Source organism: Pseudomonas sp. S2_E01, from assembly GCF_054668365.1.
In genome coordinates, this window is sequence record NZ_CP162762.1 from 2535353 (window position 1) to 2553985 (window position 18633).

Below are 18633 nucleotides of genomic sequence, written 5' to 3' on the forward strand. Positions count from 1 at the left end.
GGGCTTCCCTTCAGAACTGATCGGCTGGCAAGGCGAAGAGGCAGGCGCTGCCGGCCATGGCCGACGTGCTCAGCGAATGAATGCGTGGCAGCAAGCGGGCGAAATAGAAACGCGCGGTGGCCAGTTTGCTGGCGTAGAAATCATCGGTTGAATGCGTGCTCATGGCGGCCTTGGCCATCCGGGCCCACAGGTAGGCGTAGGCGGTGTAACCAAATACGTGCAGGTATTCGACTGAGGCTGCGCCGATCTCATTGGGGTTGCTGCGGGCCTTGTCGAGCAGCCACTCGGTCAGTTCGTCCAGGGTGTCGACCGCGGCATTGAGTGGACGGGTGAACTCACCGAGGTCAGCGCAGGCATGGGCGATGAAGTGGCGGATTTCTGCCGCGAACAGGCGGTACAGCGCGCCATCGCTGCCGACGATCTTGCGTCCCAGCAGGTCCAGCGACTGGATGCCGTTGGTGCCTTCGTAGATCTGGGTGATGCGCACATCACGCACCAATTGTTCCTGGCCCCACTCGCGAATATAGCCGTGGCCACCGAAGACCATTTGCCCGTGCAAGGTGGTTTCCAGGCCCATGTCGGTGAGGAAGGCCTTCGCCACCGGTGTCAGCAGTGCCACCAGGTCCTGGGCGCGGCTGCGCTGGTTGGCATCCTCGCTGTACTTGGCCGTGTCCAGTTGCAGCGCGACATAGCTGGAGAACGCACGGCCCCCTTCGTTCAGGGCCTTCATGGTCAGCAGCATGCGCCGAACGTCCGGGTGGACGATGATTGGGTCGGCAGCCTTGCCCTTGTCTTGCGCCCCGGTCGGCGCCCGGCTTTGCAGGCGATCGCGAGCATAAGCGACGGCGTTCTGGTAAGACCGTTCACCCTGGGCCAGGCCCTGGATCCCGACGCCCAGCCGCTCATAGTTCATCATGGTAAACATTGCTGCCAGGCCTTTGCCCGATGAACCGACGATCCAGCCGGTAGCGCCGTCGAAGTTCATCACGCAGGTGGCGGACGCCTTGATACCCATCTTGTGTTCGATGCTGCCGCAGGACAAGGCGTTGGCTTCGCCCAGCGAACCGTCGGCATTGACCAGCACCTTGGGCACCAGGAACAACGAGATGCCACGGGGCCCTGCCGGTGCATCCGGCAGGCGCGCCAGGACCAGGTGAATGATGTTCTCCGTCAGGTCGTGGTCGCCACCGGTAATGAAAATCTTGCTGCCGCTGACCCTGAAGCTGCCATCAGCCTGCGGTTCGGCCCGTGTACGAATCAAGCCCAGGTCGGTGCCGGCATGGGCTTCGGTCAGGCACATCGAGCCGGTCCAGGTGCCGGCGTACATGTTCGGCAGGTAGGTGGCCTTCAATGCCTCGCTGGCGTGTGCCTTGATCGACAGGCAGGCGCCCGCTGTCAACATCGGGTACAACCCGAACGACAGGCTGGCGGCATTGACCATTTCCTCGACCTGGGCCGAAATGGCCTTGGGCATGCCCATGCCGCCGTATTGCGGATCGCCGCCCACGCCGACCCAGCCACCCTCGGCAAACGCCTGGTAGGCCTCGGCGAATCCATCCGCAGCGCTGACCACGCCGTTGTTCCAGGTGCAACCCTGTTCATCGCTGGCGCGGTTCAAGGGCGCTATCACCTCCCCGCTGATCTTGCCCGCTTCTTCGAGTATCGCCGAGGCGGTCTCCTCATCGATCACCTCGGCCAGGCCGGGCAATTTGGCCCAAAGTCTGGACACCTGGAAAACTTCGTTGAGGACGAAATGCATGTCGCGCAAGGGAGCTTTGTAATCAGACATTAGTGACTTACTCGCAAGTGTTAACGGCCTGGGCCATGCCGGGACGTTCGGTGGTTTCGATGTGGTCAGCGCTGCCGACAGACGCCGTCATGGGCGTGCGCTCACGCAGCAGGAAGTAGGAAAGCGCGGGGATCAGGATCAGCGCGCCGAGCATGTTCCACAGGAACATGAAGGTCAGCAGGATGCCCATGTCGGCCTGGAACTTGATCGGCGACCAGACCCAGCACACCACGCCTGCTGCGAGGGTGATGCCCACCAGCCCGACCACACGACCGGTGAACGACACCGCGTTGCGGTACGCCTGGGTGAGTGGCAGGCCCTGGCGCTGGAAGTGCAGTTGCACGCTGAGCAGGTACAAGGCGTAGTCGACGCCAATCCCCACGCCCAGGGCGATCACCGGCAGGGTCGCGACTTTTACGCCGATGCCCATGGCCACCATCAACGCCTCACACAGGATCGAGGTCAGCACCAGGGGCAACAGCGCGACCACAGTGGCGCGCCAGCTACGGAAAGTGATCAGGCAGAACAGCGTGACCGCGGCGTACACGTAAAACAGCATGGTGCGATTGGCCTCGCGCACGACGATGTTAGTCGCCGCCTCGATCCCCGCCGAACCCGCTGCCAGCAAAAACTGGCGATCGTCGCTGTTGTTGTCCCTGGCGAAGCTTTCGGCAATCGCCACCACCTCATCCAGGGTCTCGGCCTTGTGGTCCTTGAGGAAGGCGATCACCGGCATCAACGAGCAGTCGGTGTTGAACAGCTCCGGTGAATTGACCGACGCCTGCTGCGCCGCGTAGTTGAGCACGTCCTGGTTGCGCTGGATGCTGTTGAGCTTGGGGTTGCCTTCATAGGTGCCGGCGGTGATCTGGCGCACGGCATTGACCAGCGAAGCCGTGGCTTGCACACCGGGCGACTGCTGCAGTTCCCAGGCCAGCCGATCAGCGAGAATCAGCGTCTTGTAGTTCAGGCAACCTTCCGGGGCCGTCTTGATCATGACCGCAAACAGGTCGCTGGACAGCGCGTAATGGCTGGTAATGTAGGCGTTGTCACGGTTGTAGCGCGAGTCGGCACGCAGCTCCGGCGCCCCGCTTTCCAGGTCGCCGATCTTCAGGTGCAGGCTGACCATGAAGCCACCGATGCCCATCAGCACCGCGACCAGCACGGCACCGGTCGCCCATTTCGCCGTGGTAAAGCGATCCAGCAGGTCCCACAGCCGGCCAAAGCCCTTGTGGCGATCGGCACGGCTGTCGATTTTCAGCGCACGCTCGGCAGCCTTGGAACCCACGCCGACGTACGACAACGCCACGGGCATTAATAGCAGCGATGTGAAAATCAGCACCGCGACGCCAATGCTGGCGGTAATTGCCAGGTCGCGAATCACCGGGATGTCGATCAGCATCAGCACGGCGAAGCCAACGGCGTCGGCCAGCAGCGCCGTGACGCCGGCGATGAACAGGCGGCGAAAGGTGTAGCGCGCGGCAATCAGGCGGTGGGTGCCACGGGCGATGTCCTGCAGGATCCCGTTCATTTTCTGCGCCGCATGGGACACCCCGATGGCGAAGATCAGGAACGGCACCAGTACCGAATACGGGTCGATGGCATAGCCCAGCCAGGCGACGATGCCGAGCTGCCAGACCACGGCGATCAGCGAGCAGCCGACCACCAGCAAGGTGCTGCGCACACAACGGGTGTAGGCGTAGATGATCACCAGTGACGTCACCACCGCCAGGCCGAAGAACATCATCACCTCGATCAACCCGTCGATCAGGTCGCCCATCAGCTTGGCGAAACCGATGACCCGCACCTTGTACGGCCCTTTGCCCTCTTCCCCGGCCTTGCGCGCCGAACTGTCACCGGCAAATTCGATCGGGTCGCGCAGCTGTTCCTCGATCAGTTGGGAAAACGCCCGGTAGTCCAGGCGTTTACCACTGGCCGTGGCCTTGTCCAGCAAGGGCACGATCAGCATGCTCGACTTGAAGTCACTGGCTACCAGGCTGCCGACGATGCCGGCGCGGGAGATGTTCTGGCGCAACTGTTCGATCTGTTCCGGTTGGCCCTGATAGGTATCAGGCATCACCGGCCCACCCTGGAAGCCTTCTTCAGTGACCTCGGTCCAGCGCACCGCGGGGCTCCACAGGGATTTCATCCACGCACGGTCGACGCCTTCGGTGAGGAACAGTTTGTCGTTCACCTGTTTGAGCACATCCAGATAACCGGGGTCGAAGATGTCACCCTGGGTGTTTTCCACCACCACCCGTACCGAGTTGCCCAGGCCGCGCAAGGACTGGCGGTTCTCCAGGAAATTCTGGATGTACGGCTGGCTCTGCGGAATCATCTTTTCGAAACTGGGGCGCAGCTCCAGGCGTGTCACGGCCATGTAGCCCAACACCACCGTGGCCAGGGCCATGAGCAGCATGAACAGCGGGCGCGAGTTGAACACCAGGCGTTCCAGCACATTGCCGGATTGACGGTCGAAATCGCGCAGGTCGCGGATCACCGGCATGCTTTCTTGTTTGATATTGCCCATGTCCGGGTTCTCGTTGTTAGGGTTCGAAGGCTTATTCAACTGTCAGCGTGCGCACGCCACGGCCGCCCACCAGCAACAGCGAGCCGTCGCTGGCGCGAGTGACGCCGGTCACCGGCACCGGTTCGGCCTGCTGCACGAGGCGCATCTGCGCCCCGCGGCCCTGGCTGACCAGACTCCTGGCACCCTGGGTGAAGAAACGGTAATTGCCCTGGGCGTCGATAACGCCGGCGGTAATGCTCACGTGCAGGCCACTGTCGAGGGCTGCCCAACTGGCGCCGCCGTCGGTACTGCGCAGCACGTTGCCGCGCAGGCCGTGGACCAGCACCTCGCCGGGTTTGCCGACCACGCCGAACAAGCTGCCTTGATAAGGCGTCGGTCGCGCGACGAAGCGCTGCGCGGCGTCATCCCATTTGAGCAACAGACCCTGCTCGCCGGCGATGTACAACGCATCGCCGGTTGAGGCGATCGCGTTGAGGTGGAAACCCTGCGGGTTGTCAGTGCGATCCTGGAATGGCGTCCAGCTTCGACCACCGTCGTCGGTTCGCAAAATCAGGTTGAACACGCCGATCGCGTAACCCATGCGCTCGTTGGCAAACCACACATCCAGCAGCGGTTTGTCGGCGCCCTGCTCCGTCATCCGTTCGCCTTCGGCCACCCATAGCGGCCATTGCGGGTTGTCCGGCTCGGCGGCGGCCAGTTGCTGGTAATGCTTGACCAACAGAGGGCCGATCTGGCGTCCGTCCAGTTGTTTTTCCCAGGTCTTGCCGCCGTCGTTGCTGTGCAGTACCACGCCGTCGCCGCCCACTGCCCAGCCTTGGGTGGCGTCAGGAAAGCTCACTGCATTCAGATCAGCACTGACCGGTACTTGAGCCTGCTGCCACTGACGGCCGCCGTCATCGCTGTAGACGATGTGGCCACGCTGGCCCACGGCAACCAGGCGCTCGCCCGCCCGCGTCGTTCCGGACAGCGGGCTGCTGGTCGCCAGGGCACTGGTCTTGGCTGGCAGGTCCAGCACATCGACATACGCGGCGGCCTGGCTGACGCCCTGCGCCAGCGCCAGCAAACTGCCGAGTACCAGACGCCGGTAATTGTTGTTCGAACCCATACCGCTTCCTCTCCGGAAAATCACCCACAAGGACCGTCCCGCCAATGGCAACGCCCCCTGTGGGAGCGGGCTTGCCCGCGATGGTCGTTAACGATGACGCTGACAACCTGACACCCCGCGGCGCCTGGACCACCATCGCGGGCAAGCCCGCTCCCACACAAATACGCATCCCCTGTAGGAGCGAGCATGCTCGCGATGGTGGTCAACGATAACGTTGGCTACCTGACACCCCGCGGTGCCTGGACTACCATCGCGAGCGTGCTCGCTCCTACAGAAATACAGGTTCCCTTGTAGGAGCGAGCTTGCTCGCGATGGCGGCGGGACATTCAAACCTGCTGTGTCTGGTACACCGCCATCGCGGGCAAGCCCGCTCCTACAGCAATCCAGGCGTCAGAGAACGCTATCGGATCCCGGCGCCCGCCAACGATTCCGCCGACCATTGCGCCTTCGAAAGCGGATCGATGTACTTGATCCCACCGTAAGGCCCGACCACACCGTTGATGTTGTAGGAGCCGCCGACCAGGTCATAGATCATGAATGGCGTGGAGTCCGGGACCTGCTTGTCGTAGCTCTGGCTGAGGAAGGCGAATGAGCCCCGGTACAACTGGCCACGGGCGTCGTACTGGTCGGAAGCCACAGCGGTCCAGCTGTCTTCATCCAGGTAGAAGCGACGTTTCTGGTAAATGTGGCGGGCACCGGCCTTGAGGTTGCCCTCGACCACCCACACGCGGTGTTTTTCCCACCGTACGTAGTCGCTGGCCAGGTGATTGGCGGTGGTCAGCGCTTTCGGGTCCTGGGCGTAGGTCAGCTTGTAGGTGTTGTACGGAATGATCATTTCCTGCTTGCCGACCAGCTTCCAGTCGTAGCGGTCCAGCGCTCCGTTGAACACGAACACGTCATCGTAGGTGCCCGCACCCGCAGTACCCGGGTTGGGGGTGTCATAGGCCAGGTTCGGTGCCAACTTCACGCGGCGTTGCCCCGGCAGGTATTGCCAGGCGCGGCGCGGCTGTTGCAGCGGGTTGGCGGCGTCCTTGAGCATTACCGCCTCGCCTGCCCGGCGAGCCGGCCCTGTGTAGGCGAGTTTCATCTGGTAGTACACATCGGCGCTGCTGATCGGCTGCGCCAGGTTTTCGTAGATCGGGTAGGAAATGAACGCCTGTCCGGTGATCGCCAGGCTCGGCACGCCTGCTGCGTCGACGTTCCAGGAGTCGTATTTGGAGCTGATGTTGACGCCCTGATAACGCAACAGGAAATTCCACATCGCTTCGTTGCCCGACTGCGGGATCGGGAACGGTACGCCGGGCAGCACGTTGTCGATGGCCAACCCGCCTTCCAGGGACTTGGCGCCAGTGGCGTTCTTCACGCCGTTGTCCAGCACGGCCTGAGGCAAGGACACCGTGCGGTGGGTCGGGTAAACGTCAACACGAAAGGTCGGGAAACGCTTGGCCAGTTCCACGGTAGTGGCGCTGAGCAGGTTCTTGTACTGGTCAACGTTTTTGCCGTCGATCACCAGCACCGGCTTTTCATTGGCAAACGGATCCGGGCGCATGCTGTCACCGGACTTGAAACCGGCCGGCGGCGTGGTCAGGCCACCGCTGTAGGCAGGGATGGAACCGTCGGCGTTGCCGGCCTTTTCGGCGCCGACCAGGGTCAGGTTGCTGCCCAGTTTGGCAGCGTCCTGGGTGGATACGGCGGCCTGTGCCTGGGCGGCGAGGACCATGGCCAGTGAAGCGGCCAACAGGGTTTTGGCGAATTTCATCTTGACGTTCTCCTGCTTGCAGTGCGCAAGCCAGTGGTGAATCAGAAAGTGGTTTTCATCGTCAGGTACACCGCACCACGGTCTTCGGTCGTGGCACCGCCACCGGAAAAGGCCGAATAGCCGCCGGCGTAGCAGGCATAGTTCTGGTTGCCGCTGAAAGCGTTTGGCGTGGAGCCGTCACCACCGGTGGGGCCGGTGCTGACGCCACTGACGTCGCACTTGTCGGTCTTGCCGAAAGAGTCCACGTACTTCAGGTCAATGAAGTATTTGTTGTACACAACCGCTCCAACGCCCACGGCGTAGTTGCCGGTGTCCTTGGCACCGCCGCCGGAAACGGGCGACACGCCGTCCAGGCCAACGTTGACCGACATTGGCGCGTTGAGATCGACGCCCGGGAACACCTGGTACCAGGTCGGGGTGAAGTTGACGGCGATGCCCCAGTTGTCACGGGTTGGCGCGTCAATGCCGTGATAGCTGTCCTTGCCCTTGTAGAGCGCCTCGTTCTTGCTATCGAGCTTGAGCAGATTGCTGTAATACAGCTCGGCCAACACGGTGGCGGAATCGAACACCGGCGTTTTCGGCAGGGTCATCAGGCCGTTGAGCGTCCAGTGCAGGGTGTCACCGGTGGCGCTCATGCTGTCGCCCTTTTCCGGGGTGTCGTAGACCACGCCGGTAGACGCCGTGCGGGCTGGCAGCAGGCCAAGCCCCTGGCCCAGGCCCAACGGGCTGTTGGTGCTGACGATTGCCGGGATACTCGCCAGCGGCATGTTGTGCCGAACGTTGAGGTCCGAGCCCACGCTGATGCCGCCGACGTCCTTGGACAGGCTCAGGCCGACAATCTTGATGTTATCGGCGTAGGCCAGTTGATAGGTCGCGGTGCTCAGCGAGTTCAGGGTGTTGATTACCGCCGGCACCTGGCCCGCCGGGCGAGTGCCGTTGGCGTTGGCCGAGCTCAGGCCTCGGGCATCGAGCCACGCTTGCGGCAGGATTTCGGAGGTTTCGCGGTAGTACACGCCCAGGGTGCCATCCAGCCAGGCCGGCGACCACTTGGCCATGATGCCCCAGTCGCCGCGCTTGTCTGGCGTCAGATCATGCCCGCGGCGAACGTTGGTCAGGCCGTTACACGGCGCCAGGCCACAACCCAGAGGGCTGCCAGGCACAACAGCGTTAGTGTTGCCGAGCAGGAACGACTGCGCGCCGAAACCCACAAGGTCGGAGCCGCCGTAGTAGGTTCCGGCTTCCGGTAGCCGAGCCGCGTCCCAGTCGAGAAAATACTGGGCGGCGACGGTCAACTCGGGGTTGACGGTGAACGACATCGACAGCTGGTTACGCGGGACGAACAGCTCCTTGGCTTCGGTGCCCGGCGACGCCGCAAGCTTGGCCAGGTCCAGGCCCGATTGGCCGTAGCTCATCGAGTGCACCGGGTTGAGCAAGGTTTCACCCCAGAACACGTTGTGCTGGCCGGCCTTGACGCTGAGCATCGACTCCTCGCCGACCTCGGTGCTGTAGAACACGAAGGCATCGAGGATTTCGCCGGACGGGCCGGTGTAATAACGCTGCGCGTAGTTGCTCAGGTGCGGGCTGCCGAAACCCACGTTGTCACGGGTCACGCCCGCCAGGCGCGGGTCGTTGGCGACCAGGCCGGATGTCGAGCCATTGCCGTTGACGAACGGGTTGGAATTGGAGCCGGTGTTCTCGTAGGCCTTGTCATACCAACTGGCGGCACTGACACGAAAACCCATGTGGTTCTGATAGACCACATCCATCTCGGTCAACAGGTCGACACGGTTGGTGATGTTGGTGCCGGCCTTGCGGAAGTTGTAGTCACCGTCGTTGTTGTTCGGCGTTCCCAACATGCGCTTGTCGGCGCTTTCGGTGCGCACGCCGTAGTTGTACTTGACGGTGTTATCCAGGCGCACGTTCCAATCCGGGTTTCCCGTATCGATCTCGACGCCGTGGGCCGCGGGCATGATCGCGGCGAGTACGGCCGAGGCCAGCAAGCTGTAGCGTAAACCGGTGAAGCCGTGAGTCTTGGTGTTGTGCATTGCGTTGTCTCCGCCATTTTTATTTTGTTTTAAGCGCAGCCGCCCTCTCGCCGACCACCAGGGGTTGGCGTTTCAGGAGTGAGGGCAAATGCCGTCTGGTGCGTTGCCAGTCCGGCTCCTGTATTAGCGATCCAGCTGCAGGATGAGTGCCTCGGCGTGCTGCCAGTGGCCAAATCCTGCGGCCGGGTTGAGATGGCCGACATCGCCCAGATCGAGCAATTCGGCGCCCCAGTTTTGCGCCATGCGCGTCACGGCAGGAAAACTGGCGAGGTGATCGTTGGTACTGGCCGCCACGATGCTGGGAAACGGCAGTGGCGCTTGTGGAAGCGGATGCCAGCCATGGCTGCCGAGGGATTCGGCGGATGGATAGCCCTGGGGCCAAACAGCATCGAGGTCTGGTGGTGCGGCAAGCAACGCGCCCTTGATGGGCCGGCGGTAATGCGCGGCCCAATGCGCGACCATCAACACACCAGCGCTGTGGGCGACCAGAATCACCGGCCCGTCGATCTGCTCGATTTCATGCTGGATCGCCCGAACGCGCGCCATGCAGTCGAGCTTGTCGGTCGTCAACGGCGGCACACTGCGAACCTTGGCCAGGCGGTCCTGGAGCAATGTCTGCCAGTGCTCGGCCACATGCTCGCGCAAGCCGGGAACGATCAGAACGGTGGCGGATGTATGCAGTTTGTCCACGTCAACACCTTTGCTATCACGGTGATTTGACTGACTCGGTGGTCAGTACTTTCTTGTAGGACTGACATTAAAGAGCCCCCGCCCCCGGCGCTTTTCATTGGACGTCATGCACTTTTCTTTTCATGACAAACCCGCGCCATTCGACAACCGTCGACCGCTGGTCAAATACCTCGACGAATGCGCTGCAGGCCGCTGTAATCAATGGATGCGCGCTATCTGGCGCGCCAGGCAACGATGATTCCAGGCTGCGCGGGACGACGGTTGGCGGTGCGTTCGCAACTGTTCAACCGCCGATGCGCTGGCTATAGTCGCCACGCTCACAACCGGCCCAGGGAAGACTTCGCATGACCAAGCTTGTTCGCGCCGCCGTCCTGACCAACTACCTGGAGGTCACCCAGTATCTGTCGTTCAACCCACGCGACGTACTGGCCGGTGTCGGCTTGAGCAAGGCGCAATTGCAGGCGCCGGAGACCCGTATTTCCATCGATGCCGCCGTGCGCCTGCTGGAAGATTCGGCGGCCGCCACCGGCTGCCAGACCTTCGGCCTGAGCATGGCCGAATCACGCCAGCTCTCGGACTTCGGCGTGGTCAGCCTTCTGCTCAGCCATCAACGCACACTGCGTGACGCCCTGGCAGTGGTGGTGCAATACAGGCACCTGATGAACAACTCGCTGGCGATCTTCATCGAAGAGGCCGGCAAAATGGTGATCATTCGTGAAGAGGTGGTGACCGAAGCGCCGATGCCGAGCCGCCAGGCCACGGAACTGGCGATTGGTGTGATGTTCCGCCTGTGCGCCGCAGTACTGGGTTCACACTGGCACCCCTACAGCGTGAATTTCATGCACCAGGCGCCGGACAACCTGCAACTGCATCGGCGGCTGTTCGGCTGTACCCTGGAGTTTGGCAGCGAGTTCAACGGTATCGTCTGCCCCGACGCCAGCCTGGACATGCCCAACCCTGCCGCCGACCCGGCCATGGCCCGTTATGCGCAAAACTATCTCGACTCGTTGCAGAACAACGACGGTGCGTCACTGCTGTTCGAGGTGCGCAAGGCCGTCTATCTGCTGTTGCCCATGGGCCGCGCCACCATCGAACAGGTTGCCCAGAGCCAGGGCATGAACGTGCGCACCCTGCAACGGCGCCTCAAGGACGATGGCTGCGTCTTCAACGACCTCATCAACGAGGTGCGCCGCGACCTGGTGCTGCGCTACCTGGACAACCCCGGCTACTCGCTCGGCCGCATCGCCGACATGCTCGGCTATTCGATGGCCAGCTCCTTCACCCGCTGGTTCATCACCCAGTTCGGCATGCCGCCGGCCGCGTGGCGCGCGGCGCAGAAACAACCAAAGGCACCGGCGGACTCCTGAGCCCACCCCCATTCTTGCGGTAACCCCAAATCACTGTAGGAGCGAGCTTGCTCGCGATGGTGGAGAACGATGACGCGGAAAGCCTGATTCACCGCGGCGGCCTCAGAATTATTTCGCGGGCAAGCCCGCTCCTACAGGTTTTGCTCTTGCGGCAACCCCAAATCACTGTAGGAGCGAGCTTGCTCGCGATGGTGGCGAACGATGACGCGGAAAGCCTGATTCACCGCGGCGGCCTCAGGATTATTTAGCGGGCAAGCCCGCTCCTACAGGTTTTGCTCTTGCGGCAACCCCAAATCACTGTAGGAGCGAGCTTGCTCGCGATGGTGGTGAACGATGACGCGGAAAGCCTGATTCACCGCGGCGGCCTCAGGATTATTTCGCGGGCAAGCCCGCTCCTACAGGTTTTGCTCTTGCGGCAACCCCAAATCACTGTAGGAGCGAGCTTGCTCGCGATGGTGGTGAACGATGACGCGGGAAGCCTGATTCACCGCGGCGGCCTCAGGATTATTTAGCGGGCAAGCCCGCTCCTACAGGGAATGGGTCAAGCACAAAACAAAAAAACGGCGACTGCTGGTACAGTCGCCGCAAAACAACCGGTGTGTGCAACACCAGTCGACAACCTCATTGCGCCGAGGAGGTGGGACGCAATGAGGCCCTGCCATTCACGCGTCCCAGTGCAGCAACACCAGCACCAGCGCAACCAGGAATACCGTCTCACCCACCATCAGCAGGATGGGCTTGATGCCCACCGACGCCAGCTCCTTGAGCTGGGTCTTCATGCCCAGCGCACTGATAGACACCACCAGGCACCAGCGCGACAGCTCATTGACCGACCCCTGCACCGCTGGCGCCACCCATCCGGTGCTGTTGATGCAGGCCAGGATCAGGAAGCCGACCGCGAACCACGGCAACAGCGGCGGGCGCTTGCCGGTGGGGTCGGCGCCTTGCAGGCGGGTGATCATCGCTGCCGTGACGATCACCGGCAGCAGCATGGCCACGCGCATCAACTTGACCACCGTCGCCGTATCGCCGGTTTCCGTGGACATGCTGTAACCGGCGCCCACCACCTGGGCCACGTCATGGATGGTCGCGCCCAGGAACACGCCGGCCACCTGCGGCGACAACGCCAGCCAGTTGGCAATCATCGGGTAGACAATCATTGCCAGCGTCGACAGCGCGGACACCCCGATCACGGTGAACAGCGTGGCCTTCTCTTTCTGCGGATGGTTAGGCAGCGCCGCCGCCAGTGCCAACGCTGCCGAAGCACCGCAGATCGCCGTCGCGCCACCGGTCAGCATGCCGAACAGTCGCTGAAAACCCAGCGCCTTGGCCGCGACCACCGACACACCGATGGTCACCACCACCAGAATCACCACTAGCGCCACCGGTTTCCAGCCCAGCGCCACCATCTGCTCCAGGGTGATACGCATGCCCAGCAGTGCCACGCCAATGCGCAACACACTGCGTGCGGTAAACTCGATGCCGGCCTTGCACGAGCCCTCCCCGGCCAGGAAATTCAGGGCCATGCCCAACAGCAGCGCAAACAGCATGACCGGCGCACCGTAGTGTTCGGACAGGAACGAAGCCGCGGCAGCAACGATCAGGCTGACGATGAAACCCGGGGCCAGTTCGCGGGTGCGGCTGTGGATTCGGGTCAGGGCAATGGCGCTCATGGCGCGGCCTCCTCGCAAAGAATGATGAACGCCTGGTCGTCGATGATCTCGACCGGATAATTGTTGACTTTGACCAGATTGGAATTGAGCAGATAACCGCTGCGCAGGTCGAAGCGCAGCCCATGGGCGCAGCATTGGATGACCTGTCCATCAAGCCGCCCTCCGCATAACGACGCCCCTTGATGCGGACAACTGTCGTCGATGACGAACAGTTGCCCGTCGACGTTGAACAACGCCAGGCTTTTGTCTTCGAATTCAAACAGTGCCCGGCCACCGGCCTGCGGGTATTTGCCGGCCGGCACGGGAATGCGCCGGGTCATGCCGACTCGCGCTCGCGAATGCCTTCCTTCAACGCTTCGCTCATTGCTCCCAGAAGCGCCTGGGCCGGTTGCGCACCAATCACCGTGATGCGGCGATCGATCTGGAAACTCGGCACCCCACTGGGAGCGCCGGGCATTCCGCCAAAGGGGGTACCGTCGCCCTTCAAACAATCGGCCACCGATTGCGGGTCAATACCGCAGGACCGGCAGATGGCGAGCAAAGTCTCACGGCACCCGAGGTTTTCGCGCCTGTAGAAGTAGGCGGCGAAGAGCCTTTCGAGCAGCATTTCTCGCTGGGTTTCATTGCCGGTCACGCTGACGCGATCAAACAGACGATGGGCGTCGCCAGTGTTGGGCATCGTCGCAATGCGGCTCAAATCTATCGCCAGGCCAACCGCCGCCGCTGCCTGCTGTACCTGTGACTGGCGCAGGGTCATGGCCTCGGCATTACCCAGGCGCTTTCGGTAGAAATCGGTGAAAGACTCGCCTTCTACCGGCAATTGCTGCAACAACTGCACCCCATGCCAGATGGTGGTGACCTGTACGTCCGGGTGCCGACTGCGAAACTGCACCAGGGCATGCTCCAATTGACGCTTGCCGATCAGGCACCAGGGGCAGATGAAATCGAAAAACACATCAATACGTAAACGACGACTCACAACTTCACCTCTAGCCCGGCTTCACTGACAGGCTCAGGCACGCTCTGACCCGCCAGCCGGGCAATATCTTTGTGGTAATGACACCTGGCATAAAAGAACACCGCCGCAGCTCCGAGGCTGACCAGCGGCACCAGTTGAAACGCTGCATGCAGGCCAATCAGGTCAGACACTCGCCCGGTCAGGAAGGGCCCCGGCGCCAGGCCCAGCATGTTGTTGGCCAGGGTCAGCGTGGCGAACGCGGTGCCGTGCACCGAGTAATGGGTCAGGTTGGCAACCATGGCGCCGCAAGGGCCGGTAGTGCCCGTGGCAATCAACATGCCCAGGCAGATCAGCAGCAGTTGCAACGGCCCGGCCTGAAGGGCAAACGCCGCCGACAGCAGCAGGCAACTGCCCAGGCAGAACGCGATGGCCAGGTTGACCTTACGCTCGGGGGCGTTTCGGCAAAGCCGGTCGCTGAGCATGCCGCACAGGATCATCCCGGCGCCGCTGCACAGTACGATGACCGCCGCCATGCCACCGGCCTTGTCGGTGGGCATGTCGTAATAGCGGTTGAGGTAGCTGGGGATCCACACCATCACCGTGCCGCCGACGAACAACTGCAATCCGCTGGCGACGTATGTCGCCACCACCGAACGGCTCGACCACAGCGTGCGCAAGGGCTGTTTGACCCGCGCTGTCGCCTTGGCCGCCTGGGCTGCACGTTGCGGAGCGATGCGCGCCTCCTTGACGATGATCGGGTACAGCAGACCCAGCAGCAGGCCAAACAGCGACATGCCGGCGAACGACCAGCGCCAGCCAAGCTTGGCGGCGATGGCCCCACCAAGGGCCATGCCCAGCACCGAGCCGAACATGCCACCGGCCATGAACGCACTCGCCAGAGTGGCGCGCATGTGTTTGGGGAACACCGAAATCACCACGGCAATGCCGACGCTGCCGTAGGCCGCTTCGCCGACGCCGACCATGAACCGGGCGACGAACATCTGCTGATAGTCCTGGGCCAGGGCGCAGCCCAGGGTGGCCAGGCTCCAGAGCAGCGCCATCAGCGCCAGGCTCTTGACCCGACCAAACCGGTCGGCCAGCAGCGACAGCGGGAACGTCAGCAGCCCGACCATCAGTGCAACGATGCCGCTGAGCAACCCGAGCTGACCGTCGCTCAGGGCCCATTCTCCCTTGAGCAGCGGGAACACGGCGTTCAACACCTGGCGCGACATGTAGTCGGAAATCAACAGGCCGAACGTCAGCGCAAAGACGATCCAGGCGTATGGGCGTGCGACCGCGACGACATCGTCGTCTGCGGCGATTGGGTGAAAGGCCATTCAGCCTCCTCGAAGCTTTGTTTTATTGTTGTTATCAAGCGTGTAGCGATTCGGCGAGCGCGTGACCACAGGGCCGCACCCGCCACCGGTCAGCCGCGTTGCGGCACGCCCTTTTGCCCAGCCTTGCGGTTGGGGGCCATGCCGTTGGCCAGCAGGGTCTGTTCGATGCTGTTGTACTTCACACCGATGCGATAAATCTCACGGGCTTCTTTGCCGGTGGCGATTTCGCGACCCAATTCGTGGGCGATGCGCACGGTCTGCCGGATCTGATCGACCGAACCAAACCGATCACCCTTGTGATCAATGATAGTGTCCTCATTGCCCACACGCGGGTGCAGCCCCATCGCCATCGACATGGTGTTGAAGGGCATGACGTTTTTGAGCAGCGACTCGCTGGTCAAGGTGCAGCCGTCCGGCGCGCGGTGGATGAAGTTGAAGAAGTTGAACGGGTTCGGACCGTCGAAACCACCGCCAATACCGATCCAGGTCAGGTTCAGCGGGCCCATGTACACGCCACGACGCACCAGGCGCTCCAGGGTTTCCAGGGCGTGCATGCCGGTCAGTTGGAAATGCGGCTGGATGCCGTTGTCCATCAGACGCTTGAGGTGCTCGGCAACCCAGGCCGGACCTGCCGGTACGGTCATTTCGCTATAGGCGGCATGCACCATGGGATTGTCCAGCGACGTGCCCTTCAGGTACTCCGGATACAGCAACTCCATGATGTTCATCTGGGTGGTGTTGATGGCGACTGTCACCTGATCCGGTTTCGGCGTCAGCTCCGCCAGCATGTGGCGGGTGTCGTCGGACAGCCATTTGGCCGCTTCGCCTTCGCTTTCCGGAGCAAAGGAAATCGAACCACCGACCTGTATGATCATGTCCGGCACCGCTTCACGCACACCGGCAATCAGTTCGTTGAACTTGGACAAACGCTTGGACCCCTTGCCATCCAGCTCACGGACATGCAGGTGCAGCACCGTGGCGCCGGCTTCGTAGCAGTCCACCGCCTTCTGCACTTGCTCGTCCATGGTCAGTGGGATGTCTTCGGGAAAGTCTTGCGGCATCCATTCCGGGCCGTACGGGGCCACGGTGATCACCACCTTTTCCATGGTTTCGGGGTGCAGGGAATCGTCGAAGAATTGCATGGGTTACTCCAGTTCTTATGATTGTCCCGCCCGCCTGGAGTCTTGCCGGGCGGGCGCTTTACGAGTGCGGATGCAAAAAATCAGTAGGTCTTGTCACCGATGATCCCGGCGCGCTCCATCTTGCGATGGCACGGCGGGTAGTCCATGACGGCGTAATGCTGGGTGCTGCGGTTGTCCCAGATGGCAATGCTGTTGGGCTTCCAGCGCCAGCGCACCTGATATTCCGGGATGTAGGCCTGGCTGATCAGGTAGCGCAGCAACTCACCGGCACCGGGGTTGGCGTCCTGCCCGAAGCGCACACGGTCCGGGGTGTGGTAGTTGCTCAAATGCGTGGTGAAGGCGTTGACGAAGAGCACCTTTTCCCCGGTTTCCGGATGGGTGCGCACCACCGGGTGCTCGGCGTCCGGGTACATCGCCTTGAGCGCCAGGCGTTTTTCCAGGGGCATCGCCGCGCCAAAACTGGCTTCGATGCTGTGGCGGGCGCGCAGGTCGGCGATCTTGACCTTCACGTCTTCCGGCAAATTGGCGTACGCCTGGACCATGTTCGCCCACATGGTGTCACCGCCTACCGGCGGGCACTCGACGCAGCGCAGCACGCAGCCCATCGGCGGCGCCTCGCGCCAGGTGGCGTCGGTGTGCCAGGCGTTTTCGTAGCGGTCCATCGGCTGGTCAGGGTTCTTGTAGATGCGCACCAGCCCCGGATGGTCAGGGTCGCTGCCCGCCACCGGATGGTCTTCCAGCTCACCGAAACGCCGGGCAAACGCCACGTGGTCGGCGCGGCTGATGTCCTGGTCACGCAGGAACAACACCCGGTGCTGGAGTAACTGCGCGCGGATCTCGGCGAACAGCCCGTCGTCATGCACTGCATCGGCGAGGTTCACGCCTTGCAGTTCAGCGCCGAGGCTGCAGGTCAATTGTTCGACTTTCATGGCAGGGCACTCCCTTAGATGACGAAAATCGAAGAGCCGGTAGTCTTGCGCAATTCCAGGTCACGGTGGGCCTGGACGGCGTCCTGCAACGCATAGTGCTGGTTGATCTCGATCTTGATCCGGCCGCTGCCGACGTGATCGAACAACTCGCCAGCCAGGGCAGCTTTTTCCGCAGGGTCGGCGATGTAGTCAGCCAGGGCCGGACGGGTCAGAAACAGCGAGCCCTTCATGGCCAGCATCACCGGATCGAACGCCGGGATCGGACCGGACGCAGTGCCGACGCACACCATCAGGCCCCGACGTTTGAGCGAGTCCAGGGAGCCGGCGAAAGTGTTCTTGCCGACGCTGTCGAACACCACATTGACGCCCACGCCATCGGTCAGCTCGCGAACGCGCTGGGCGACGTCTTCATGGCTGTAGTTGATGACATGATTGCAGCCGTGGGCCTTGGCGATTTCCCCCTTGGCCTCGGTGGACACGGTGCCGATCACATTGAGGCCGAGCAGTTTGGCCCACTGCGAAACAATCAGGCCGACCCCGCCGGCTGCGGCGTGCAGCAGGATGCTGTCACCGGCCTTGAAATCGTAGATACGGCGCATCAGGTACGACGACGTCAGGCCGCGCATGGTCATGGCCGCCGCTGTTTCGAAACTGATGGTTTCCGGCAGCTTGATCAGCGGTGCCGCCGGGATCAGGCGCTCGGTGCTGTAGGCACCCAAGGTATTGAGAAAGCCCGTATAGGTGACGCGATCACCCACCTGGACGTTGCTCACGCCCTCGCCAATGGCCTGGACAACCCCGGACGCTTCGACGCCCATGCCGTTGGGCATCGGAATCGGGTAAGTGCCGTTGCGGAAATAGGTGTCGGCGTAGTTCAGGCCGACGGCCACGTGGCGCAGGCGCACCTGGCCCGGGCCCGGGTCACCCACCTCGACCTCTTCATAACGAAGCACTTCGGGACCACCGGTTTCGTAGAAGCGTACGGCTTTGGCCATTTTTGTTATTCCCCAGTCAGCATTGTCGAATTGCGCTGATTGGACTGTAGGGCGGTGACCGGGAAGTCGCTTGTCATCGGGCGACAATGGCTTTTCATTTGATGACAGCCCCCTGTAGGAGCGAGCATGTCGAGGCGTCGAACCGCCGCGATGGAGGTCAACGATAACGCTGGATACCTGACGCCCCGCGTTGTCCTGGAGTCCATCGCGAGCATGCTCGCTCCTACAGAAGATGGCAGGCGCAACAAGGTCCTGTAGGAGCGGGCTTGCCCGCGATGGCGGTGTCCCAGACACCCATCATTTGAATGACCCACCGC

The 18633-nt window shown here is 62.4% G+C and carries 15 protein-coding genes; 2 read left to right on the top strand and 13 right to left on the bottom strand.

The annotated features are described in order from the left end of the window. Positions 1-10: 10 nt before the first annotated feature. The 6 genes from AB4O36_RS11580 to AB4O36_RS11605 all read right to left on the bottom strand — a co-directional run bounded on the left by AB4O36_RS11580 (position 11) and on the right by AB4O36_RS11605 (position 9915). Positions 11-1789 carry an acyl-CoA dehydrogenase C-terminal domain-containing protein gene (locus tag AB4O36_RS11580; RefSeq protein ID WP_460141806.1) on the bottom strand — a complete coding sequence of 593 codons (1779 nt, stop codon included), beginning with the start codon at positions 1787-1789 and terminating at the stop codon, positions 11-13. A 7-nt stretch (positions 1790-1796) separates the two neighbouring features. After that, positions 1797-4316, bottom strand: a complete 2520-nt coding sequence (locus AB4O36_RS11585; RefSeq protein WP_460141807.1) for an efflux RND transporter permease subunit — start codon at positions 4314-4316, stop codon at positions 1797-1799. Positions 4317-4347: 31 nt separating this feature from the next. Continuing rightward, positions 4348-5421, bottom strand: coding sequence for a WD40/YVTN/BNR-like repeat-containing protein (locus AB4O36_RS11590; RefSeq protein ID WP_460141808.1), 1074 nt, complete (start codon positions 5419-5421; stop codon positions 4348-4350). A gap of 400 nt (positions 5422-5821) precedes the next feature. Further along, positions 5822-7180 carry a DUF1329 domain-containing protein gene (locus AB4O36_RS11595; protein ID WP_460141809.1) on the bottom strand — a complete coding sequence of 453 codons (1359 nt, stop codon included), beginning with the start codon at positions 7178-7180 and terminating at the stop codon, positions 5822-5824. Positions 7181-7221: 41 nt separating this feature from the next. Next, on the bottom strand, positions 7222-9225 hold the full coding sequence (locus AB4O36_RS11600; RefSeq protein WP_460125154.1) for a DUF1302 domain-containing protein: 2004 nt from the start codon (positions 9223-9225) through the stop codon (positions 7222-7224). 123 nt (positions 9226-9348) lie between these two features. Beyond that, positions 9349-9915, bottom strand: a complete 567-nt coding sequence (locus AB4O36_RS11605; RefSeq protein WP_460125157.1) for an RBBP9/YdeN family alpha/beta hydrolase — start codon at positions 9913-9915, stop codon at positions 9349-9351. Positions 9916-10259: 344 nt separating this feature from the next. Here AB4O36_RS11605 and AB4O36_RS11610 point away from each other — a divergent pair, with 344 nt between their 5' ends. Next, positions 10260-11282: an AraC family transcriptional regulator gene (locus tag AB4O36_RS11610; protein WP_460141810.1), complete on the top strand. Its 1023-nt coding sequence runs from the start codon at positions 10260-10262 to the stop codon at positions 11280-11282. 662 nt (positions 11283-11944) lie between these two features. Here AB4O36_RS11610 and AB4O36_RS11615 read toward each other — a convergent pair. The 7 genes from AB4O36_RS11615 to AB4O36_RS11645 form a co-directional block, all read right to left on the bottom strand. Further along, a complete protein-coding gene (locus AB4O36_RS11615; RefSeq protein WP_460141811.1) occupies positions 11945-12955 on the bottom strand; it encodes a YeiH family protein in 1011 nt (336 codons plus the stop codon). Then, entirely contained in the window at positions 12952-13275 is a 324-nt protein-coding gene (locus AB4O36_RS11620; protein ID WP_460125167.1) for a Rieske (2Fe-2S) protein, read from the bottom strand. The genes AB4O36_RS11615 and AB4O36_RS11620 overlap by 4 nt, the downstream gene beginning before the upstream one ends. After that, entirely contained in the window at positions 13272-13934 is a 663-nt protein-coding gene (locus AB4O36_RS11625) for a DsbA family protein (RefSeq protein WP_460141812.1), read from the bottom strand. Before AB4O36_RS11625 ends, AB4O36_RS11620 begins: the two co-directional genes overlap by 4 nt. Continuing rightward, positions 13931-15250 (bottom strand): MFS transporter, encoded by a 1320-nt coding sequence (locus AB4O36_RS11630; protein WP_460141813.1) that lies wholly within the window; start codon positions 15248-15250, stop codon positions 13931-13933. Before AB4O36_RS11630 ends, AB4O36_RS11625 begins: the two co-directional genes overlap by 4 nt. An 89-nt stretch (positions 15251-15339) precedes the next feature. Next, complete coding sequence (locus tag AB4O36_RS11635) at positions 15340-16392, bottom strand: beta-keto acid cleavage family enzyme (RefSeq protein ID WP_460125175.1); 1053 nt, start codon at positions 16390-16392, stop codon at positions 15340-15342. Positions 16393-16472: 80 nt separating this feature from the next. After that, positions 16473-17321: a TauD/TfdA dioxygenase family protein gene (locus AB4O36_RS11640; RefSeq protein WP_460141814.1), complete on the bottom strand. Its 849-nt coding sequence runs from the start codon at positions 17319-17321 to the stop codon at positions 16473-16475. Between the two features lie 14 nt (positions 17322-17335). Then, a complete protein-coding gene (locus AB4O36_RS11645) occupies positions 17336-18316 on the bottom strand; it encodes a quinone oxidoreductase family protein (protein ID WP_460141815.1) in 981 nt (326 codons plus the stop codon). Positions 18317-18442: 126 nt separating this feature from the next. On the opposite strand from AB4O36_RS11645, the gene AB4O36_RS11650 reads away from it, so the two are divergent. Further along, positions 18443-18574, top strand: coding sequence for a hypothetical protein (locus tag AB4O36_RS11650; RefSeq protein ID WP_460141816.1), 132 nt, complete (start codon positions 18443-18445; stop codon positions 18572-18574). Positions 18575-18633 lie beyond the last annotated feature (59 nt).